20 protein-coding genes are annotated in these 20,660 nt (G+C 48.2%); 9 read left to right on the forward strand and 11 right to left on the reverse strand.

Going from position 1 to position 20,660, the window contains the following annotated elements:
* Positions 1 to 22: 22 nt before the first annotated feature.
* The 3 genes from SIC45_RS07895 to SIC45_RS07905 form a co-directional block, all read right to left on the reverse strand.
* On the reverse strand, positions 23 to 619 hold the full coding sequence (locus SIC45_RS07895; RefSeq protein ID WP_319631744.1) for a hypothetical protein: 597 nt from the start codon (positions 617 to 619) through the stop codon (positions 23 to 25).
* Positions 620 to 851: 232 nt separating this feature from the next.
* A complete protein-coding gene (locus SIC45_RS07900) occupies positions 852 to 1,721 on the reverse strand; it encodes a hypothetical protein (protein ID WP_319631745.1) in 870 nt (289 codons plus the stop codon).
* Positions 1,722 to 1,725: 4 nt separating this feature from the next.
* Entirely contained in the window at positions 1,726 to 2,541 is an 816-nt protein-coding gene (locus SIC45_RS07905; protein WP_319631746.1) for a uroporphyrinogen-III synthase, read from the reverse strand.
* Positions 2,542 to 2,715: 174 nt separating this feature from the next.
* Here SIC45_RS07905 and SIC45_RS07910 point away from each other — a divergent pair, with 174 nt between their 5' ends.
* Positions 2,716 to 4,314, forward strand: a complete 1,599-nt coding sequence (locus tag SIC45_RS07910; RefSeq protein ID WP_022792172.1) for an ABC-F family ATP-binding cassette domain-containing protein — start codon at positions 2,716 to 2,718, stop codon at positions 4,312 to 4,314.
* 186 nt (positions 4,315 to 4,500) lie between these two features.
* Here the strand turns inward: SIC45_RS07910 and SIC45_RS07915 are convergent, their stop codons facing one another.
* Positions 4,501 to 5,271 carry a serine protease gene (locus SIC45_RS07915; RefSeq protein WP_319631747.1) on the reverse strand — a complete coding sequence of 257 codons (771 nt, stop codon included), beginning with the start codon at positions 5,269 to 5,271 and terminating at the stop codon, positions 4,501 to 4,503.
* Between the two features lie 89 nt (positions 5,272 to 5,360).
* Here SIC45_RS07915 and SIC45_RS07920 point away from each other — a divergent pair, with 89 nt between their 5' ends.
* Positions 5,361 to 6,167, forward strand: coding sequence for a YihY/virulence factor BrkB family protein (locus SIC45_RS07920; RefSeq protein ID WP_319631748.1), 807 nt, complete (start codon positions 5,361 to 5,363; stop codon positions 6,165 to 6,167).
* Positions 6,168 to 6,181: 14 nt separating this feature from the next.
* On the opposite strand, the gene SIC45_RS07925 is transcribed toward SIC45_RS07920, so the two are convergent.
* The gene (locus tag SIC45_RS07925) at positions 6,182 to 6,577 is read right to left on the reverse strand and encodes a gamma-glutamylcyclotransferase family protein (protein ID WP_319631749.1); all 396 of its coding nucleotides are present in this window, start codon (positions 6,575 to 6,577) and stop codon (positions 6,182 to 6,184) included.
* Positions 6,578 to 6,677: 100 nt separating this feature from the next.
* Here SIC45_RS07925 and SIC45_RS07930 point away from each other — a divergent pair, with 100 nt between their 5' ends.
* Positions 6,678 to 7,457 (forward strand): alpha/beta hydrolase, encoded by a 780-nt coding sequence (locus SIC45_RS07930; RefSeq protein ID WP_319631750.1) that lies wholly within the window; start codon positions 6,678 to 6,680, stop codon positions 7,455 to 7,457.
* A 33-nt stretch (positions 7,458 to 7,490) separates the two neighbouring features.
* Here SIC45_RS07930 and SIC45_RS07935 read toward each other — a convergent pair whose 3' ends face one another.
* The 5 genes from SIC45_RS07935 to SIC45_RS07955 all read right to left on the reverse strand — a co-directional run bounded on the left by SIC45_RS07935 (position 7,491) and on the right by SIC45_RS07955 (position 11,470).
* Complete coding sequence (locus SIC45_RS07935; protein WP_298785792.1) at positions 7,491 to 7,694, reverse strand: DUF6501 family protein; 204 nt, start codon at positions 7,692 to 7,694, stop codon at positions 7,491 to 7,493.
* Between the two features lie 116 nt (positions 7,695 to 7,810).
* Entirely contained in the window at positions 7,811 to 9,019 is a 1,209-nt protein-coding gene (locus SIC45_RS07940; RefSeq protein WP_319631751.1) for a NupC/NupG family nucleoside CNT transporter, read from the reverse strand.
* Between the two features lie 232 nt (positions 9,020 to 9,251).
* Positions 9,252 to 9,740 carry a hypothetical protein gene (locus tag SIC45_RS07945; protein ID WP_022792179.1) on the reverse strand — a complete coding sequence of 163 codons (489 nt, stop codon included), beginning with the start codon at positions 9,738 to 9,740 and terminating at the stop codon, positions 9,252 to 9,254.
* Positions 9,741 to 9,850: 110 nt separating this feature from the next.
* A complete protein-coding gene (locus tag SIC45_RS07950) occupies positions 9,851 to 10,903 on the reverse strand; it encodes a C45 family peptidase (protein WP_319631752.1) in 1,053 nt (350 codons plus the stop codon).
* A 132-nt stretch (positions 10,904 to 11,035) separates the two neighbouring features.
* On the reverse strand, positions 11,036 to 11,470 hold the full coding sequence (locus SIC45_RS07955) for a hypothetical protein (protein WP_298785803.1): 435 nt from the start codon (positions 11,468 to 11,470) through the stop codon (positions 11,036 to 11,038).
* Positions 11,471 to 11,737: 267 nt separating this feature from the next.
* On the opposite strand from SIC45_RS07955, the gene SIC45_RS07960 reads away from it, so the two are divergent.
* From SIC45_RS07960 to SIC45_RS07985, 6 genes are all read left to right on the forward strand, one after another.
* Entirely contained in the window at positions 11,738 to 12,076 is a 339-nt protein-coding gene (locus SIC45_RS07960) for a CHY zinc finger protein (protein ID WP_319631753.1), read from the forward strand.
* A 151-nt stretch (positions 12,077 to 12,227) separates the two neighbouring features.
* On the forward strand, positions 12,228 to 13,976 hold the full coding sequence (locus SIC45_RS07965) for a gamma-glutamyltransferase (RefSeq protein WP_319631754.1): 1,749 nt from the start codon (positions 12,228 to 12,230) through the stop codon (positions 13,974 to 13,976).
* A 13-nt stretch (positions 13,977 to 13,989) separates the two neighbouring features.
* The gene (locus SIC45_RS07970; protein ID WP_298785809.1) at positions 13,990 to 14,157 is read left to right on the forward strand and encodes a hypothetical protein; all 168 of its coding nucleotides are present in this window, start codon (positions 13,990 to 13,992) and stop codon (positions 14,155 to 14,157) included.
* Positions 14,158 to 14,343: 186 nt separating this feature from the next.
* On the forward strand, positions 14,344 to 15,543 hold the full coding sequence (pgsB, locus tag SIC45_RS07975; protein WP_298785811.1) for a poly-gamma-glutamate synthase PgsB: 1,200 nt from the start codon (positions 14,344 to 14,346) through the stop codon (positions 15,541 to 15,543).
* Between the two features lie 2 nt (positions 15,544 to 15,545).
* Positions 15,546 to 15,995: a poly-gamma-glutamate biosynthesis protein PgsC gene (pgsC, locus tag SIC45_RS07980; protein WP_298785812.1), complete on the forward strand. Its 450-nt coding sequence runs from the start codon at positions 15,546 to 15,548 to the stop codon at positions 15,993 to 15,995.
* Between the two features lie 12 nt (positions 15,996 to 16,007).
* The gene (locus tag SIC45_RS07985; RefSeq protein ID WP_319631755.1) at positions 16,008 to 17,213 is read left to right on the forward strand and encodes a CapA family protein; all 1,206 of its coding nucleotides are present in this window, start codon (positions 16,008 to 16,010) and stop codon (positions 17,211 to 17,213) included.
* 150 nt (positions 17,214 to 17,363) lie between these two features.
* On the opposite strand, the gene SIC45_RS07990 is transcribed toward SIC45_RS07985, so the two are convergent.
* Complete coding sequence (locus SIC45_RS07990) at positions 17,364 to 20,660, reverse strand: SbcC/MukB-like Walker B domain-containing protein (protein WP_319631756.1); 3,297 nt, start codon at positions 20,658 to 20,660, stop codon at positions 17,364 to 17,366.

Below are 20,660 nucleotides of genomic sequence, written 5' to 3' on the forward strand. Positions count from 1 at the left end.
CATAAAATTAGTATAGGTTCATTCAGGCATTGGATGCTTTTTTTAATTTCTTTAACGTTTTTGCCGGCTTTTGCGTCGAGGCTTTCGTGCCTTCAAATTTTTCCTCTTCGTATTCCTCTTCCTGTTCCCAGGCGTCTTCGTTCCCGCTGCCGGCAGACGTTTCCGCGGCGCTCTCTTCCGTTTCAGGCGGAGACTGCTCCCCGTTGTTTTCACCTTCTGCAGCGGTTCTGTCAGGAACATACGCGGACCCCTGGATTTTTTCACCGGTATGGATGACCGCTTCCCCGACGTGATAGCGCAGAGTGTATATTTTCTTTTTGATTTTTTTTGGCACCTTGGCCATTGCAAACACAGCCGCGGATACCTTGGCGACTCGCTTGACGGTTTTTACCGTGCCTTTGGCTTTTTTCTCCATGCCCTGGCCGGATTTAATGGCCTGACTCAGCGGCTCCGGGCTCAGCTTCCGGGCTTTTTTCGCGGTCTGGTTGACGTTTTTTTCTGCTTTTTTGCCGATGTCTTTACGCAGCAATGGCAGCGCCCCGCCGATTAAACTGCCGGCAGCCATGAACGCGTAGGTAAGGTTGTCATTGCCCCTGGAGCTTTTCTTCTTGCTGCTCACTGTTCCACCACCATTCAAAGGTATGATTGCATGTACCATACCCGTATCTGTTTGGTCTTAAGCCAAACTTGGACCATAAACATACTTTAGGTCTAGAGGAAAGGAGGAGCTGCTCCCGCTCAAGCGCAGAACACGCACAGGTGCTAACGCATTTGGTGCACAAAAAAGCGGCCCCCATAAGGACCGCTTTTTCTATTCTTCTACACTGCCCGTCGACGTATAGCTGAAGCCGTTAATCTGTCTGCTCCTCCGACGGCTCCAGGATCAGGGTATTGTTTTCCTGACGGATGCGTTTTTCCTTCAACAGCGAACCCACGGCCCGCTTGAATGCCGCCTTGCTGAGGCCGAATTCCTTCCGGATGGTGTCCGGACTGCTCCGGTCCCCGAACGGAAGCGTGCCGCCTTCCTGCTCAATCCTCTCCAACAGCAGCCGGGCGTCTTCGCCAATTGCTACTTCCTTCGGCGGATACATCGAGGCGTTTAGCGACCCGTCCTCCTGGCGGTGGGTAACACGCACCTTCAGCTTTTCGCCTACATGCGGCCGGTGGGTCCAGTCCGATTCATGAACAAAGATTTTGTAGCGGTCAGCGGTTAATAAAAAGGCACCGAACGGCGGCGAACTGTAAACCGTGGCGTTGACCCAGCTGTGATGCAGGTCCGCTGGTGCCGGCGCCATTACCTGCTGTACGTCGTCTTCACTGGCCGGAAAGGCTTGCAGGCCGCCGGCCGTGTACTCCAGGTGCACAAACAGAAACTCCCCGGGAGCGGGCCAGTACGCTTCATCCTGCAGGTAGTCATGCCGTTCGACCGGTGCCTTCCACCGTTCGTCGACCGCTACTTCGATACCACGGTCCGCATCGCTTGTCACGACCGCGAGCCAGGCAAAGCCTTCCTCCTCTACGTCGGGCAGATGCACGTCCAACCGTTTGTTTCCTTCTTCGTCAAACCAGCTGATCGCCTCCACCTGGTCCCCGGTGGAAAGCTCCCCGTTAGTATCTTCTTTGTACAGCCGGGCGATTTGGGCTCCTGAAGCAAGCACATAGTATTCGCCTTTATCATTTAATACGTTCCATCGCTGCATGCGTGAGAATAGTTGTTTCAATGGATTAGTCCTTTCGTTGTTCAAAATGTTTGGACAGAGCGACAATCATGGCGCCCATCCGTTCGTTGTCCGGCACCACATAGTCATCGATGCCTCTTTCTCTTAATGCTTCCGCCGTCACTTTACCGACCGCCGTCGGCATCACCTGATGACGGAGTGCTTCCTGCAGCTCTTCAGTACGGCCATCCTGCCCGGCATACTGAAAGAGAGCGTGCACCTGGATGGCAGTGGTAAAACAGATCGCGTCGCTGCCGGCATTCAAAATGGTTTCGAGGCATTCGGCTGCGACTGCCTCTTCGGGAGGCGTGTGCTGATACGGCAGAATGTCATACACTTCCGCACCGTGCTCCTCGAGGTACCGGCGGAGTCTCGGATTTTCAATACCGTGCAGCTGCACCATGACCCGCTTCTGCCGGAAATCACGGCCGTCGAGGGCGCGGATCATGCCTTCGGTCGTGCCGTCATCATCGCGGGCTGCGATCTCACAATCCAGGCTCTTTAAGACATTAGCGGTCTTGTAGCCGCGTGCCGCTACCTTTGTCTGCTGAATTTTTTGCACAAATGCTTCCCGGAGGCCTTCCTCCTCCACAATATCCAGCATCGCGTTCAGTCCCATGCCCGTCATGAAAATGCTCCAGTCCACCGGCTGCTCGAGATAGGCACGCATCGGCGCCCGCAGCTGTTCTTCATTTAAAAACGATGTTCCCTGCAGCGGATAGTTAAGCGGCTCTCCCCCCTGCCGCCGAATCAGCTCTTCCATTTCCTCTGTCTTCCGGGATGCGGCAAGAATCACCTGCCGTCCGCTTAATCCTTTGGCCACCGAAATGCCTCCTTTGGTATCTATCCGTTTTCTGCATTTACTATATCATGCTTTTTCTGTCTCTGACAGCAGTGCCGGTCTTCTTTTCTGCTGAAAACTCCTCCTTTCCCTGTTCATTTTGAACCGCCGCGTGTTAGTATGAAACAGACTGTTATTTATAAAGGAGATATGAACATGATCGATGTACAAAACGTTGGACTCCGGTTTGGAGATCAAATTTTATTTGAAGACGTTAATATAAAGTTCACTCCCGGCAACTGCTACGGCTTGATCGGGGCGAACGGGGCCGGCAAATCCACGTTCTTAAAAATTCTTTCCGGGGAAATTGATTCCCAGAGCGGAAATGTAATCATGGATAAAGATTCACGGCTTGCCGTGCTGAAACAGGACCACTTCGCATACGAGGAATATACGGTCATCGACGTGGTCATTATGGGCCACAGCCGCCTGTATGAAGTGATGAACGAAAAGAACGAAATTTATATGAAACCGGACTTTTCCGACGAAGACGGCATGAAAGCGGCAGAGCTTGAAGCGGAATTTGCGGAAATGAACGGGTACGAAGCGGAAACAGAAGCTGCCCAGCTACTGCAGGGTCTCGGCATTACAGAGGATCTGCACCAGAAGCCGATGTCATCGTTGAGCGGTTCTCAAAAGGTTAAAGTGCTGCTCGCCCAGGCCCTGTTCGGCGATCCGGACGTGCTGCTCCTGGACGAGCCGACCAACAACCTGGACGTGCAGGCGGTACACTGGCTCGAGGAATTCCTGATTAACTTTGAAAATACGGTCATTGTCGTTTCCCACGACCGTCACTTCCTGAACCAGGTGTGCACGCACATTGCAGATCTCGACTTTAACAAAATTGAACTGTACGTCGGCAATTATGACTTCTGGTACGAATCCAGCCAGCTCGCCCAGAAGATGGCCCGCGAACAGAACAAGAAAAAAGAGGAACAAATCAAGGAATTAAAAGACTTTATCGCCCGCTTCAGCGCGAACGCCTCTAAGTCCAAACAGGCCACTTCACGGAAAAAGACACTGGATAAAATTTCTCTTGATGACATCAAGCCGTCCTCGAGAAAGTATCCATTCGTGCAATTTAAGCCGAACCGGGAGCTTGGCAAAGACCTGCTGACCGTGGAAAACCTGTCAAAAACCATTGACGGCGTCAAGGTGCTCGATAACGTCAATTTCACCCTCAACAGCGGTGACAAAGTCGCGTTTGTCGGCGAAGAGGAAACGAAAAAAACTGTTCTGCTGCAGATTTTGGCCGGGGAAATGGAGCCGGACAGCGGTGACTATAAATGGGGACTGACCACGAGCCGCTCCTACTTCCCGAAAGACAATTCTGCGTACTTTGAAGGCCTGAACATCAACCTGGTGGACTGGCTGCGCCAGTATTCCCCGGACGACCAGAGCGAAACGTTTATCCGCGGCTTCCTCGGACGGATGCTCTTTTCCGGCGAAGAAGTATTTAAAAAAGCGGATGTGCTTTCCGGTGGTGAAAAAGTCCGCTGCATGCTTTCCAAAATGATGCTGAGCGGTGCGAACGTTCTTATTATGGATGAGCCAACCAACCACCTGGACCTCGAAGCCATTCAGGCGTTAAACAACGGCCTGAAGTCATTTAACGGTTCGGTTCTCTTCACGTCCCATGACCATGAATTTGTTCAAACGATCGCTAACCGGATTATTGAATTCACTCCGGAAGGTATGATCGACAAAGAAATGAGCTACGACGAGTATATCGAAGAGCAGTATGCTCGCGCGTAACATTTTCATGTAATCTATCAGGCACCAGGGTGTTCGCGCCCTGGTGTTTTTTTAGTGCTTATTTGTAATTTTCTATTTCTTTCTTAATTATGATAATTTTATTTTATAACAAATACGGTAAATGAAATTTTTAATTATTTAAAATAGTTACCGCGAATCTACGCCACCCGCGGTAAATTGCTGCTTTTAATTATCTTCAGTTTGAGCGATCACCTCACGAACACGCTCCACTGGTACCGCAAGCCCGTAGCGTTCCCCCTGCTGTGAACTGCTTGCAAACACAACACCAGTTACCTCTCCCTCTTCTGTCAGCACCGGACTGCCACTGCTTCCATTGAACACAGGAGCGTCAAGCACTAGCTGCTCCTCCTCCCTCTCGACGATGTCTCCGCGATTGGCCACATCTGAAAAACCGAGTGGGTTTCCAATCACGATAACCCCGGAGCCGGCAGATAGACTCGCGTCCGCTAGGGTAACGCTGCCACCGTCCCAATGTTCCTTTAGTGTCACAACAGCAAGATCGGCCTGGTTATCTACTGCTTCCACTGCTGCTTCTGCAAGGTCGCCATCCCCAGTTTCGACTGCTAAACTGTCCGCCCCTTCAACTACATGGTAATTTGTAACGAAAACGTTGGCGTCTTTTACAAAAAAGCCTGTTCCAAAGGACGTTTCTCCGTTCTCCACTGCCTGAATTTTTGTGACCGCCTCCTGCCACTGCTGCACCTCCTCCTGCTTGGACAGCTGATACGAAGCTGTTAAAAAAGACCAGGCGTCCAGACGGAAGGTATCAATTAAATAATAGGCGGATTGAAAAACCAGCATCCCCGCCATCAGCACTGCAATTACCCGGAACAAACCACGGCGTTTATTTTTCGGCTTCCGCGGCGGCTCCGGCTCAAAGTCTCCTGGATCCGGCTCACCTTCGAGGCGTTCTTCCCATTCTTCGTCTCTACTCATACACCTCTCCTTTTTCCGCCTCTTCTCATTCTCTACTTCTGTATTATAATGAGAAAAAGAGACTTCCGCAAAAAAAGGAGGGTTATCCTATGCATTTTTTTCAATCTTTCCTTAAAAAAAGCATTGAAGATAAAATTTATGACATCGCCGCCCAGCTGGCTTATTACTTTCTTCTCGCCATGCTCCCTCTATTAATGCTGCTGATCAGTATTATCGGCTTTTTTTCCATCAATACGGACGACACCCTTTCACTTATCAGTGCCTATGTTCCCGGGGGAGCCTTTACGATTATTCAGAACAACCTGAATGCAATTTTGAATTCGCAGTCGTTTGGTCTGCTGTCGCTCAGTACAGTCGCTACACTCTGGCTGAGCCTGATGGGTACATTCGCCATTATCCGTGCGATCAACGCTGCCTACCGCCTGAAGATCCCTTCTTTTTTATCCATGTTGGGAAAGGGTATCGTTATCGTGTTGTCTTTGCTGCTCGCCATCATCCTATCCCTGTTGCTTCCTATCTACGGCGAACCACTCGGTGTCTTACTTTTTCGCTTTGTCGGCCTCGATGATTATTTCCTGCAGCTGTGGGGCTGGATTCGCTGGGTCATCAGCTTTTTGGTAATAGGCTCGATCCTTGCCATGATTTACAAAGTAGTGCCCAACCGAAAAACCACCTGGAGAGAATCCCTTCCTGGAGCTACTCTTGCCCTATTCACCTGGCAGGCAGCTTCTTTTGGATTTTCGTTTTACGTCAGCACCAGTGATTATTCCATGATATATGGCAATTTGGGAAATTTAATCGTGCTGATGCTCTGGTTTTATCTTACAGGGTTCGCCATTCTTCTGGGCGGAGAATGGAATGCCTGTCTCCATGAAAGAGACAAGAAAACTATTTGAATATATCTTTAATTTCATCCCTGTCTTTTCCTGTAGGACAACAAATACTCACGCCAGGACCCTGAAGGAATAAGTGGATAGTGTTCTGCCTGCAAAAGGGAGTACGTGTATATCCACCCTTCTTTTTTTCTTTCAGCGTCTTTGACCCACACCCTCTCGTATTCATTCACCTGCCCCGGTTGTTCGTACTGTTCGAGCCAGTCGAGTACACCCATAGCCGCATCATCTACATGTACCCATTCACCTACAACATTCATTCCATTTTCATCGATAACAATCGCAGGATACGGACCAGTATTGTATAAAAAACCCTTCACTATTCCGCTTTCTGTTTTATATACATGGTTTTCAATGTAGTGATAATTGTTTAATTTTTGCAACAGTGTTCCATACACAAATACTGTTTGCATTATAAACCTCCTTAAATTGACAAACTTCATAACTGAAGCTATAATAATCCTTAGTAAATTAATCAGAATAGTTAACTTTAAATTAAAGGAGAGAATGGCCATGCCTCAGGTTCCCCGAGTGCTTCCAGGCGCTGAATCGCTATATTTTCCTGGTGGAGAAACGGCTGTGCTGGTCTGTCACGGTTTTTTAGGCACCCCACAAAGTGTACAGCATGTGTGCCGCCTGCTGGCTCAAAACGGCTTTACAGTTTATGCTCCCAGACTACAAGGCCATGGCACCTCCTATCAAGATCTTGCACGCTTTACACACCAGGATTGGATTAAGGACATTCACACCGCGTACCGGTCGCTCCGCGCCAAACACAGCCGTGTCTTTATTGCTGGGCAGTCCATGGGAGGGACCCTTGCTCTTCATGCCGCTGCTTTCTTTCATGATGCTGCTGGTATTGCTTTAATAAACCCGGCCATAGACGTCCCGCAAATGAAGCGCGCGGTCACGCAGACGTCTGCTGCTTTCATTAAAGAAGAGCTTCCTGATATTCGGACTCCTCAGGAAGAAGAAATTACGTATTCTCACGTTCCGACAGCTTCAGTACATTCTCTGCTTGACTTAACCGCCTCCGTGAGCCCGCAGGTATCTTCTATTTCATGTCCGGCGTTTGTCGCAGCATCACGAATCGATCATGTTGTACCACCGGCCAATGCTGTCGCTATACACGAGAACCTTTCTTCTTCTTTTAAATCATTTGTATGGCTCGAACACTCCTATCACGTAGCGACGCTTGATGCTGACCGGGATTTCCTTGCTGAACGTTTGTCCTCCTGGATGTCTTCGGTCGTTTCTGCTGATTCTTTCTCTTCTCATAATTACATTATGTAAACCAAAAGGAGCTGCAATCGCTGCAGCTCCTTTTTATGCTTCTTCAAAGTAGTCTTTATAAAAACCGCCGATGCGGCCAGTATTGTCGATAATAAAAATAAATTCATCCGTTTCGTTTTTTACCGGATACTGCTTCCCCGGGGTCAGCACACTGTCGACCTTGTATTTGGCTGCGTCCGCATGCCGGCATGTAACATATCTCAAGGTTTCACTGTTTTTCCACTGCTCATGAATCATGGTAGGCCTCCTAATCATTTGAGTATTTTTTTATTGTAGCATATCACCTGCTGCGACGCTGTCATAGATACAAAAAAGCGCCCCTTCGAAAAGGAGCGCTCGCGTTTATGATGAGTTTACAGTATAAACATACCGGCAATCGCTGCGCTTAGAAGCGATACTAAAGCTCCGGCTGCTACTGCTTTCAGTCCCATTTGGGCGATATCGTTGCGGCGCGTCGGCGCCAGCGAAGCGAAGCCGCCTAAAATGATAGCAAGGGATGAAAGGTTCGCAAATCCACAAAGCGCAAAGGTAATGATCGCCTGGGACTTTTCACTGAAGGTATCAATTTCCGGTGCAAAGTTCGCATAGGCGACAAATTCATTCAGCACCAGCTTCTGACCGATAAATCCTCCGGCCTGAAGAGCTTCACTCCATGGTACGCCAATCATGAAGGCAACCGGGGCGAACACATAACCAAGAAGCAGTTCAAGCGTAATGCCATCAGCGCCAAACCAGCCTGTCACCCACCCAAGGAGCAAATTAATCATTGCAATCAAAGCAACAAACGCAATCAGCATCGCCCCGACGTTCAAGGCGAGCTGAAGCCCGGTAGACGCTCCGCGGGCCGCCGCGTCAATCACGTTGTGGGACTCAGTGTCTTTTTCTATCTCGATTTCATCCGTAGTCAGGCTGAGGTCCGGCTCCGGGAAAATCACTTTAGCGATAATCAGACCGCCCGGCGCGGCCATGAAGCTTGCTGCAAGCAGAAAATCCAAAGGAATGCCAAGGCCGGCATAACCAAACAGCACCGAGCCGGCCACCGACCCGAGCCCGCCGGTCATAACAGCGAAAAGCTCGGATTTTGTCATGTTCGCCAGAAATGGACGAACCACAAGCGGAGCTTCCGTCTGTCCAACGAATACGTTCGCTGCCGCGGACATGGATTCGGCTTTACTCGTTTTAAGAAGCGCAGAAAGTATACCGCCGATAAACTTGATGATTATCTGCATAACTCCGATGTAGTACAAAACACCAATCAGCGAGGAAAAAAAGATAATAACCGGAAGTACAGTAAATGCAAATGCCCCGGTATCAGTAATTTCTTCTCCAAACAGGAATATGTACCCTTCGCTGGCAGTGTCGATTACAGATTGCACTCGAACAACCAGCCATTCGAATGCCGCACTCCCCCATGTGGAGCCCAGCACCAAAAATGCAAATACGAGCTGGAACAGAAGCCCTACGAGTACGGGACGAAAACGAATTGATTTTTTGCGGGAAGATAGTAAAAAAGCTAAAAACAGGACAAAAACAATCCCCATCAATCCCCATAATATGTTCATATACCCACCACCATGTATGTAAGATTGATCTAATCCATAAAGAATAGATCAAAGTTAATGTATCAAAAGGCGGGCATGAAGTAAATAACTATCTACTCTTATGCTTAAAAATTATGTAATTTCTCAATTCTCAGTCAACTCAACCCCTTATTAATAAGAAAGCGGTTACGAAATTCGCAGGCAATAAAAGCAGAAAACCCTGGTGAACTTCCAGGGTTTTCTGCACAATATATTACTCCACGCTTAAACGCAGGTCCGGCAAGTGATTTAAAATAAACTGAGCTTTATTTGTGTCTACCTTCATCTTAAACTGGCGGTAATATTTCAATGCTGTCTCAAAATGTGCAGGCATATGATGATATTCATCCATAACGCGGTCAAAGGCGTCGTAGGCAAGCATTAATGAACTGACCATCTCTGTAAGAGGTAAAATATATTTATCAGTGCCGTGGTGCGGAGATGTGCACAGTGTCATCTGCTCTACCTGGTCGTCAAAAAAAGCAGCAGCATCCTCTACGTACGGGCGGTACACAGATTGAACACTTTTTGCTTTTTCTTCAAAATACGAGCGCCATTCTCGGCAGAAGCTGATCATATACGGAAGATCATCCCGCGTAATAACGATATCAAAGCCTGCCTGGCGGACACGGTCCATACTCATTGGTTCCATCTTTTCCTGGTGTAAAGGCAGATAAAAGAATTTGCGACGATACGCTTTCATGCTGCACCCCGTCTTTCTACTATTTTCGAGCATATTTTAAAATATTATAACATCTTGTTCCAGTGTTTCCTACTGTTTTACCTTACTTTTTTAGATTTACCCTGCCCTGCTTACCATTCAAAGGAAAATGGCATGTCCGTATCTACTCTCCCCCTGATTTTTGTGATCCGAAGCGGCTTTTCGTTCAGCCAGTCCGCAAACGGAAGAGGCACCGGATACCGGTTTCCGCCGATGCCTGCGTATATCTTTTTTTCCGCAGGGAGGTATTGCGCTGTATGAATAGTACCCGACCAGTGTTCGTAATCATTCGAATAAATGGAGTCGGTGTCATGATTAAAGCGGGCGAAGGCGCTGTGGGCCGTTTCACGGTCCCAGTCGATGGAACGGATGCGGGATTCCCGTTCCCGGGAGTTGCCCATCAGATGGCGGTTTTCCTCCCGCATGGAGGGCATATTAAAATGGTTGGTGCAGGCTACTTCCCCAGCAGGACGCACGGCAGTGCCACGGGGTGACGCTTCCACCACAGCACTTTCTCCAGAGGCGTCCATCATGGAGTAATTGAACGAGTGCCGATGCGGAAGCTCCTGCAGGAGCCGGACCGCCTCTGTGGTGCTCCGGCACGTTTCAAGCACAATCCGGAGCAGGTTGGAGCAGACAATGCCAGGCTTTGGCTTTATGCGGTGAACAAAATGGTAGCCGATAGAAAGGCCGTATTCATTCATCGCATCCGAACGACCGATAATCCGCTGGGCAAACCCGGCCGTTCCAGGTCCATTAACTGGCTTAGTGAATAAAAACCGCCCTTCATACGTACTCGGCAGGTAGTCATAGTTTCGAATGTACATGCCGTTGGCCATCAGTCCGCTGCAGCCGGAACGCACCTTTGATGCCTGATAGCCGCTGAACTCCTGGAGCACATCCTGAAACGGCCACTCAAGTCCTTCAGCCAGCCCCTTCAGCTCTTCCCACAAACCAGGTACATATAGCTGATACAGTTTTTTTACATCTTCGACCGGAACATCAAACTTCGCAAGCGAACGCTTTAAACGCTCATTATAATGGTAACGCACGAGCGGGGTATGTTTTAAGTAGCGGCCCTGCTGATAGCCGATGTCTGCATAGGTCCCTTTGTATGCTTTTACGTCTACGTGAATATTTTTCATCGATCCTTTGGACTCCTTTGCCCTGCTTTTCTGTTCGATTTTAAGTATAGAAAAAACAAGCCTTTTTATCGAACCATATGCATATCAGCATAAAAAAACGCCCAGAAACCGGGCGTTTGAAAAATTTTAAATTTACAGGCAGGACCAGCGTCTTACATCACTGATGAGTTCAAGTGTTTCGCTGTCGCGAAAAGCAGTCTGTTCGAGCGTCTCTTTGAACAGATAGATGACAATGGTATGACGATCCCGGTTATCAATCATTTCCACTCCGGTTTTTCCTTCATTGCCATTTACAATATCGAGATCCAGGCGTTCACTTACATCTTCAATGGAAGTTCTGCCTTTCGGAATATCAAGCACCACTTTCAGGAAGTTTTCCCTGTCATCATTGATCATGCCCCAGCGCTTCCCGAACCAGGCCCGGCATCCGGTCATGCTTACCAGCGTATATCCGTACGGAGGAGTCGGGACAAGTTTCGTGCTGGCCCATCCTCTTAATTCCATCGCATTTGACAATTCTTTCGCTTTTTCCTGAACGAATGTCAGTTGATTTTCCTGTACTTCCATTTTATAGCCTCCTTAACAATCTCGTTTTACCGCTTGGTTTGCCTACCACTCCCTACGATATACATTCGTCCATGTGTGTAAATAAATATATCATAATTGAAAGCAGTTGTCGATAAAATGAAAGAAAATTCAAACAATGTTCTCTGCTGCATTTACGGTTAATGCTTTTTCATTATACCTTATTTTCACACTTTTAAAACATCTCGTAAAAATTGCACTTTTACTGTTAGAATACGATAGAGAGTGTTAATATAAGGAGATGAGTTTTTGAGCTGGTCAAAAGTGAAAGTTCGAGGCGTTTCTTTAGATGAAGAAACAAGATGCGCCCATTATCATACATCTGTCGATATTGTTGCCATGAAGTTTTATTGCTGTGGACGCTGGTACAGCTGCCACACATGTCATGAAGAAAGCGAGAGCCACCCTATAGAACCCTGGCCTGCTTCTTTATTTTCCGAAGAAGCAGTTTTGTGTGGAAAGTGCTGGCACACTATGAGCGTGTCTGCTTATCTTCATGCTGATCATCGATGCCCGAATTGTCATGCGGCATTCAACCCAGGATGCCAGCGCCATGCTTCCATCTATTTTTCGACATCCCGGGGCTGAGAAATTTTTGAAAACCATTAGGTCTTCCTGACCTTTCTTTTCAACATAGATGCCTTTATTATAGATAAGTCGTTAATAGGTGAAGCACTGGCGGTGTCAAATGACGTTCAAAAACTACTCAGATCATCCAGAAAGGAGTTTGACCCGACCCGTGAATGCACAAAAATTAACGTACATACTTGCCGCGGTAGTCGTTGCAGGACTGCTTATTTACGTAGGAGTAACAAATTTTGGAGGAAGCGATCAAAGCGGCTCCAGTTCAGAAGAAGAAAGTGCTCAAAATGACTCGAATTCCAGTTCAGGTGCTTCGAGCGACATAGCCTCTGGTTCCGGCTACGAAGGTTACGGAGTCAGTACGGATAATGAACTTGCTACAGATGCAGGGATGGAAATTCTTGAACAGGGAGGAAACGCAGCGGATGCTGCAGTTGCCACCTCCTTCGCCCTTACGGTAACTGAACCATACGGTTCCGGCATCGGCGGCGGCGGTGCTGCCCTCGTAATGAACGGGCCGAACGCCGATCCTGCAGTGTACGACTACCGGGAGGAGGCCTCCACGACTAATCGCGCGCTGAACGTGGCAGTCCCTGGCTTTGTTAAAGGCATGGCTGCCCTGCACGAAGAACAGGGAAGCGGGCAGTTCACCCTTGCGGAACTGATGGAGCCTGCTATTGAATATGCAGAAGAGGGTTATGAAGTTAACGACTACCTGGCGAGCCGTATGTATTACGCTCAGCCCAGATTGAACCAGCAAAATTCTCCTGCTTTTTTCGATGAAAGCGGCAATCCTCTCAGTGAAGGCGATATGCTGGTACAGGATGAATACGCCCAGACACTCCGCACCATTCAGGAGAACGGACCGGAGAGTTTATACAGTGCGGACGGGGCTATCGCCCAGCAGCTGACGACGGATTATTCACACATCACCCCGGAAAGTCTCGAGCAGTATGATGTACAGACTCCTGATGTAGCTCAGGGAACTTTTGAAGGACAGAGTGTGTACAGTGCTCCTTCCCCTCTTTCCGGCGTGACCCTGATTCAAATGCTCGGAATGGGTGAGCGGCTGAATATTGGTGAAGCACTGCAGGGAAATGAAGCAGATTACATCCATATGATGAGTGCCATTACGCGGGAAGCTTATTATCACCGTCTTGAAAATTTGGGTGATCCGGCGTTTAATGAAATCAGCACTGAGGAATATGTGAGTGAGGGTACCATCGATGACTTGGCAGAAAACGTCCGTGAGGAACGTCTGGACACGGAAGAGCTTGAAAACGCAACAGGGTATAATTCTTCCGATGGCCAGAATACAATTACCCATTCGAGTACCACTCACGTAAACGTGATGGACGCCGATGGTAATACAGTGGCTCTCACAAACACGCTGGGTAATTTCTTTGGCAGCGGACAGACATCCGCAGGCATGTTCTTAAATAACCAGCTAAACAATTATAATGAAACCGAGTCCTCGCCAAACAACATTGAAATTGGTAAGCGCCCAAGAAGCTTTATTGCTCCTACTATTATTAAGGACCCAGAGGAAGATACAATAATGGGCATTGGGTCGCCGGGCGGATCGCGCATCCCAACTGCAATGGCTGAAGTTATTTTCCGCATGGAATATTTAGATCAGAGCTATGAAGAAGCTTTCGCCGCTAACCGTTCCTTTGTGGATGTCGTCGAAGGGCAGGCAACGCTTGCTATCGAAAACGGAGATCAGGAAGAGAACGCTGAGCTCATTGAAGAAATCAACAACAAATACGGGGACCGCTACTTTATCGCCCCGGACAAAGGCCCTTCCTATTTTGGAAACGTCACGGCTTTAATCAAAGACTATGATGATGAAGAAATGCAGGGTATCATTGATCAGCGCCGGGGAGGCTCTGCTCAGACTGAATAAAGGAGAAGTGAATGTGAACATTTTAAAAAAAATCGGCCCCTACCTCTTTTTGTTTGCTTTAGTGCTGTTTATGTATTTCTTTAAGGTGGATGCTGAGCTGTCCACCACAGAAGAAGTTGAAATCAACAGCGCGTTGAATACCCCGCCGGAAGTAGAAGAAGAAAATACAAATACCCAGTAACTATTTTCTTGAATCAGCGTCTTAGTATAGGCATTGTTTTGCGGGAGTGTCTCTTACACACAAGAGACACTCTACGCTTGCAATGAGGCGATTACTCCTGGCAGAAGCGGGTATGGAATACTGTTGGTCTTATTTGACATTCAAAGGGAGATAATAATTAGAGAGTAATGAGGAGGGAAAGCGTCGATGATATTATTGTACGGTTCATGTATAGCAATTGCGTTAGTGGGCATTTTTGAGCTGCGCCGGCACCAGAAAAGGGTCGATCAGATCCCACTCCGCGTTAATGTGAACGGCGTTCGCGGCAAATCAACAGTGACCCGCTTGATTACGGGAATGCTGAGCGAAGCTGATTATAAGGTAGTCGGCAAGACCACCGGAACACAGGCACGAAGAATTTACTGGGACCGGACAGAAAAACCAATCGAGCGTTCACTAGAGGGACCGAATATTCGGGAACAAAAAGAAATTTTAAAGCACGCTTCGAGTCTTGAAGCCAATGCATTCGTCAGCGAATGTATGGCAATCAATCCGGACTATCAGCGCGTGCTGCAGGAAAAATTTCTCCAGGCAAACGTCAGCGTCATTTTAAACGTATTTGAAGACCATATGGAAACACTTGGGCCAACCTTAAAATACGTAGCCGAAGCCTTTAGCACCACTATTCCATATAACGGCAAACTCATTTTGTCAAACGGCCCCTACTTTCACTACTTCAGTGAAATAGCTGAAAAAAGAAATACAGAAGTATATCTTGCCAATCCGGAAGAAATCCCGGACGGCTTTATCGACAAGTTTGACTATATGCTTTTCCCGGAAAATATTGCTGCTGCTCTCGCTGTAGCACGCGCAGTCGATATTGATAAGCGTACGGCTCTTTCCGGTATGCTGAATGCCAATCCAGACCCTGGTGCTCTGCGGATCGTCACTCTTGAAGACGGCAGCCGGGAACGCTCCCACTTCGTAAACGGCTTCGCCGCAAACGATGCCAGGTCCACACTCGAGATCTGGTCACGCGTACGGTCTTCGAGCTATATGACCGACAATCCGATGATCATTATCAACTGCCGTGAAGACCGGGTAGACCGGACCGAAGAATTCACAAAGTATGTTCTGCCTTATTTACCGGCAGAAAAACTAATTCTTATCGGCGGAAACGTACGGCCGATTACCCAGGCCTTTGACCAGGGCGACCTGCCGTTTAATTCCGTTATTAATCTGGAGGGTGAAGATGCAGATGCCATCCTGGCCCGGGTGAAACGGGAAGCCTCTCATTCACTTATTTTCGGAATTGGAAACATTCACGGAGCTGCTGAAGAATTTATGGAAAAGCTTTATGATTCACCGGAAACACTCATTAGTAAAGTCGGCGAGGAGGCCATGTAACATTGTTTGGTACAGATCTTTATATCGCATTAGTCGTAGGAGTTATTATCAGTTTGATATACGCAGAAAAAACAGGAATTATGCCGGCCGGGCTGATTGCGCCCGGCTATTTGGCAATTGTTTTTGATCAGCCTGTTTTTCTACTCGTGATTTTTCTCATTAGTTTCTTGACCTATTTGATTGTCGCTCACGGTTTGTCCCGTATTATGATTCTTTACGGACGCCGGAAATTTGCAGCCATGTTGTCCACAGGGATTGTGTTAAAGTTAATCTTTGACTACTTTTACCCTATTCTGCCTTTTGAAATATACGAGTTTCGCGGTCTCGGGGTTATCGTTCCGGGATTGATTGCAAACGCAATGCAGCGCCAGGGCGTCGTTCCCACTGTGGCAAGTACGCTTGTGCTTACCGCTGCAACATTTGTTATCATCACGCTATACTATTTAATTTAGGGGTTATTACATATGGCCAAGCGATTATTAAACTTCAAAGAAAAGTATTTAGCCTACACCAAACGCCAGCGAAGAAAGGCCGGCAAGCATGCCGTGCTCGGGGTCATTATCTGCCTCGTGGCAATGACTCTGATCCGGGTGGTGGAGCCTTCTGCTGCTGAAAGTGAGTATGAACAGGAGCAGGACACTATCTTCACCTCTGCCATGGTCGGTGACATGATGACCGGGCGTCACGTAGAAGAAATTGCTGAACAGGAAGGGTATGACTCTCTTTTTCAATATGCAAAACCAACGCTCCAGGCAGCTGATTATACAACCGGAAATTTTGAAAATCCAATTGTAGCTAATCCAGATCAGACCGAACCAGCAGATAAAATCATTAATCTTTCATCTAAACCTGGGATTATTGATGGACTTGAAGATGCAGGCTTTGATTCTGTCAATCTGGCAAACAACCACATGATGGACTATCAATATGCTGGTTTGAACGAAACTCTTCAGACATTTCAAAATTCAAGTATTAATGTGGTAGGAGCCGGTGCTAATGAGGCCGAAGCTCATGACTACTTATTGAACACCTATAATGGCATGGATGTGGCTACACTTGGCGTTAACGATATTACGTATGCGAATATGGAACAGGCCGGTCCAAACTCTCCTGGTATTTTAACGAGCCAGGATCCGAGTGCTTATATTGACGCCGTTCAGCGCGCAGACGCGAATGCGGATCTGGTTATCGTAAACGTCCACTTCGGCCAGGAATACGACAGCACGCCTACTACACGCCAGCGTCAGATGACAGAAGCGATCGCGGATGCTGGTGCTGATGTGATTGTCGGTACTCACCCGCACGTGCTGCAATCGGTGGAAGTATACAATGACACATTTATCATGCACTCTATTGGTAACTTCGTGTTTGATCAGGGCTGGACTAGAACGAGAGACAGCGTCATAGCAAATTATTCTCTTGGCGAAGATGGCACTGCCCATCTGGAAATGCAGCCTTTCCGGGTATTTGAAGCTACGCCCCGCCCGGTCGAAAGTGCGTTTCACCGTGAGCGGATCTTCCGTCAGCTCACAAAGGATACACAAAATAAGGATGCTATTGTAGAGAATGGCGAACACCTTGTTTTTGAGGCAGATCACTCGACTGTCCTTCAAAGCATGGAGCAAAATAGCAATCAAAACAGCAACCAGAACAGCACTCAAAACCAATAAAAATATCACTTATGCACCTGCCGGTTTTAACCGGTGGGTGTTTTTATTTTAGGTATTGTAACTAATGGTAGGGTCTGAAGTTTAAAATATTTTTATTACAGTAAATGAAATTTTTATTTCTTCGAAAAATAGCCCCTGATTTTTCAGGGGCTACATCGTTTCCATCATTATAGTCGATCCATTCCCTCCAGGAGTTGCCGGAGTCACCATCAGCCGTTTTGGCACCCGCTGCTGCATATCCGGTACATGGCTGATAACACCTACCGATAAGTATTCCCCGTGAAGGTTTTCCAGAGCATCCATCACTGTATCGAGCAGATCCTGATCCAACGTCCCAAACCCTTCATCCAAAAAGAAGAATTCCAGCGGATATTGCCCTTTCAGCTGAATGGACGTTGAAAGCGACAGCGCAAGAGCAAGAGAAGTTAAAAATGTCTCTCCTCCGGACAGCGTGGAAACCGGACGGTACACTCCCCCATTGGCATCATCACGAATAACGAAAGCATTCTGCTCATTTACTTCAATGGCATAGCGTCCTCTCGTTAAGGCATGCAGACGCTGGGAAGCTTCTCTTGTTACCTGCACCAGCTGTTCTTCGGCAAGAAATTCGACAAATTTTCTTCCCTTCATAATTTGATCGAGATCTTCCAGCCGCTCTTTTTCTGCCTGCCTCTCGAGCCGGTTTTGTTCCAGCTCCTGATAACGTTCTACCTTCCGTTCGATATCTTCAAGCTTTTCTTTGATGCCGCCGAGCGTTTCTTTGTACCTGTCCCACTCGTTAGAAGCTTCGTAGTACTGCTCCTCTATATTGTTAAAGGCCTCTTTGGTCACCCGTTCGTTTTCAAGCTTTGTCTGCAGCCACTGCTGTTCATAATGCAGTTCTTTTTGTTTTGTATCAAACTCTTCTACTTCTCGCTGCAGCTCTGTTTTTTGTTCCTCCGATAACGAATAGGCAAGCACCTCCTCTGAGGAAACAGTGGAACCTTTCTGCTGCTTCTGACGGAGCCATTCGGCTTCAGCCGCTTTTCGTTTGTTTTCAGATTTTTGCAGTGATTCCGAGCTTTCCCTGCTTGAGGCTTTAGTACGCTCATATTCCCTCTCTGCTTCTCTCTGCCTTTCCTGCAGTTCTTCTTTTTCCGCTTTAAGCGCATCCGCCCGCTTGTCGACTGCGCTCTTCCATTCCTGTTTGGTTCTTCCTTCAAGCTGCTCATTGAGCTTCTGTTCCGCTGCCTGCCTGGCCTCTGCGGTCTGCTTCCATTCTGATGCCGCTACAGCCTCCCGGCTTTTTATCTCGTAGAAATGGCGCTCCCGGGAAGCACGTTCCTCCCGTTTTTCCTCAAGATACTTCTGGCCGTTATCAATGCGCTGCTGGATACCTTTAATTGCTTTTTTGCGCTCCTTCGCCCGTTCGTATTCCGAATCAAATTGATCCAGGCGAAGAGGCCTAAATGTCTGTTCCCACTGGTCTTTTTGCTCCTGCCATTGCTTTTGAAGCTGTTTAAGTTTATGTTCCTGCTCTTTGGCTTCCGTTTCCTGCTGGGCTGCTTTCACGGAAATACGGTCTTTTCGCCGGTTCCACTCCTCCCAGGAACGATTCAATGCCTGGGTCTGCTCCTTTAGCCGGTCTATCGTCTCCATCTCTGCTTCCCAGCGGGTAACCACGATGCCTTCCTCTGTTTCCTCCGGATAACCTTCTTCTTTCTGCTCTTCTCCGGAAGGCAGCGTAGAAACCAGATGCTGCAGACCGATCTTCGTATGCTCCCAGGCGGTTTTCCACTGGCGCAGCACTTCAATTTCTTCCGTTATGTTCCCTTGTGCTTCTTCTTCCGGCCTGGGAGCCGGTGACGGGTGCTCCACCGCTCCGCATACCGGGCAGGGGTCTCCGTGTTTCAGTTCTTCTGCGAGCATATGCAGCTGCCGGTTCTGTTCAGCCTGCTGTTTTTTTTCAAAACGCCTTAATTCCTGCTCGATAAGCCGGATATGCGCCGCTGCCCGGCTATACCAGTAATAGATATTCTGCGTCGTCTCCTCCGTACGTTTCTGAAGTGTCTGTTGTTCCTTTTCTGCCTCTTTGGTTTCTCCAGCTGTTTCCTCCAATTTTTCTTTAGACGCAGATTCCCTGGCCTGCTGGTCATTCAGCTGCTGATGGAGGGCGTCGAGCCATTGCTTTTTCGATAAAGCCTCCCCCATATCCGGCAGATGCTCTTCCTTCTGCTCGGCATCGGCATAGTCCTGCTTGAGCTTTTCGAGCAGCCTCCGTGCTTCCTGCTCCTTATTCTGTAAGTCGGTCACCTGATCGGAAGCTTCCTGGTATAACTTACGCTGTTTTTCCACCTCTTCAAGCTTTTGTTTCTCCAGCTCATGATGCTGCTGATATTCAGCTTCAATGGTTTCGATCTGCTCGAACCGGCGATACCAGTGCTGAAGCAGCCGTTCTTCCTCTTCCCAACGTTTTTCATTCTGCTCTGCTTTTATTCCCGCCTCCTGTTTTTTGCGTTTTGCCTCTTCGTGCGCTTTTTGTTTTTCTTTTAAGTCGTGCTCCTGCTCGCTGTACTCCTGCCTTGCTTTTTGAAAGCTGTCCGCATACGGATACAGCGCTTCATACATTTCATTTTCCTTTAACGTACGGCGCTTGTGTTCAATTGCAGGGCTCGTTTTTTCCCATTCCTGCATGGAGGCTTCCAGAAGCTTAAGCTCTTCAGTCCAGTGAAATTTCTGTTTCACTTCTTCGTACTGTTTTCTTCGCTCTTCTACATGCTTCTGCTGCCTTTGAACAAGCTGAACCCAGCGGGCGTGCTCTTCTCCGGCTTTTTTTAGATCCTCTCCGGAAGCCGGTCCGAGTCCCTGCTGTTCCGCTTCGATGTTATGTACGTCCTGCTCGGCCGATGCTTTCCGGGATTTGACGGAGGCAATCAACTGGTTGCCGTACCGTTCAAGATGAAACAGCCGCTCGAGCATTTTGCTTCGGTCACTGCCTCCGAGATGCAGAAATTCCGCAAATTTCCCCTGCGGGAGCACAACCGCACGGGTGAAATCATCGAGGGTGAGGCCGAGAAGCTCTTCAATTTTCTGATTGACCGCTTTTGTTTTTTCTGCAAGTACTACCGGATCCCCGGTCTGATCGGTTAACCGGCACAGCTTTCCTGCCATGGTCGCTTCCCCTGTACGTTTATAGTGGCGCTCAATATGATACACCGACGGGCCGAGCGAAAACGTAAAGGAGACGCGCAACTCGTTTTCCGACTGATTCATGATTCCCTCGGTTTTGGAAGCCCGCTCCACATTTCCGTATAAGGCTAACGTCATGGCATCGAGCAGCGATGATTTTCCGCTGCCGGTCGGGCCGAAAATACCGAAGACCCCGTTTTCGCAAAGCGTTTTAAAATCCACCGTCTGTTTCTGGCGGAAGCTGTGCAGTCCCTGTATCTGCAGTTGTAATGGTTTCAT

Origin of the sequence: Marinococcus sp. PL1-022, from assembly GCF_033845285.1 — a bacterium.
Classification (GTDB): Bacteria; Bacillota; Bacilli; order Bacillales; family Marinococcaceae; genus Marinococcus.

Excerpts from the sequence above, each read along its gene's own strand:
- SIC45_RS07910 (WP_022792172.1), top strand. The coding sequence starts at position 2,716 with ATGATCGATGTACAAAACGTTGGACTCCGGTTTGGAGATCAAATTTTA.
- SIC45_RS07915 (WP_319631747.1), bottom strand. The coding sequence starts at position 5,271 with ATGAGTAGAGACGAAGAATGGGAAGAACGCCTCGAAGGTGAGCCGGAT.
- SIC45_RS07920 (WP_319631748.1), top strand. The coding sequence starts at position 5,361 with ATGCATTTTTTTCAATCTTTCCTTAAAAAAAGCATTGAAGATAAAATT.
- SIC45_RS07925 (WP_319631749.1), bottom strand. The coding sequence starts at position 6,577 with ATGCAAACAGTATTTGTGTATGGAACACTGTTGCAAAAATTAAACAAT.
- SIC45_RS07930 (WP_319631750.1), top strand. The coding sequence starts at position 6,678 with ATGCCTCAGGTTCCCCGAGTGCTTCCAGGCGCTGAATCGCTATATTTT.
- SIC45_RS07935 (WP_298785792.1), bottom strand. The coding sequence starts at position 7,694 with ATGATTCATGAGCAGTGGAAAAACAGTGAAACCTTGAGATATGTTACA.
- SIC45_RS07940 (WP_319631751.1), bottom strand. The coding sequence starts at position 9,019 with ATGAACATATTATGGGGATTGATGGGGATTGTTTTTGTCCTGTTTTTA.
- SIC45_RS07945 (WP_022792179.1), bottom strand. The coding sequence starts at position 9,740 with ATGAAAGCGTATCGTCGCAAATTCTTTTATCTGCCTTTACACCAGGAA.
- SIC45_RS07950 (WP_319631752.1), bottom strand. The coding sequence starts at position 10,903 with ATGAAAAATATTCACGTAGACGTAAAAGCATACAAAGGGACCTATGCA.
- SIC45_RS07955 (WP_298785803.1), bottom strand. The coding sequence starts at position 11,470 with ATGGAAGTACAGGAAAATCAACTGACATTCGTTCAGGAAAAAGCGAAA.
- pgsB (WP_298785811.1), top strand. The coding sequence starts at position 14,344 with ATGATATTATTGTACGGTTCATGTATAGCAATTGCGTTAGTGGGCATT.
- SIC45_RS07985 (WP_319631755.1), top strand. The coding sequence starts at position 16,008 with ATGGCCAAGCGATTATTAAACTTCAAAGAAAAGTATTTAGCCTACACC.
- SIC45_RS07990 (WP_319631756.1), bottom strand. The coding sequence starts at position 20,660 with ATGAAACCATTACAACTGCAGATACAGGGACTGCACAGCTTCCGCCAG.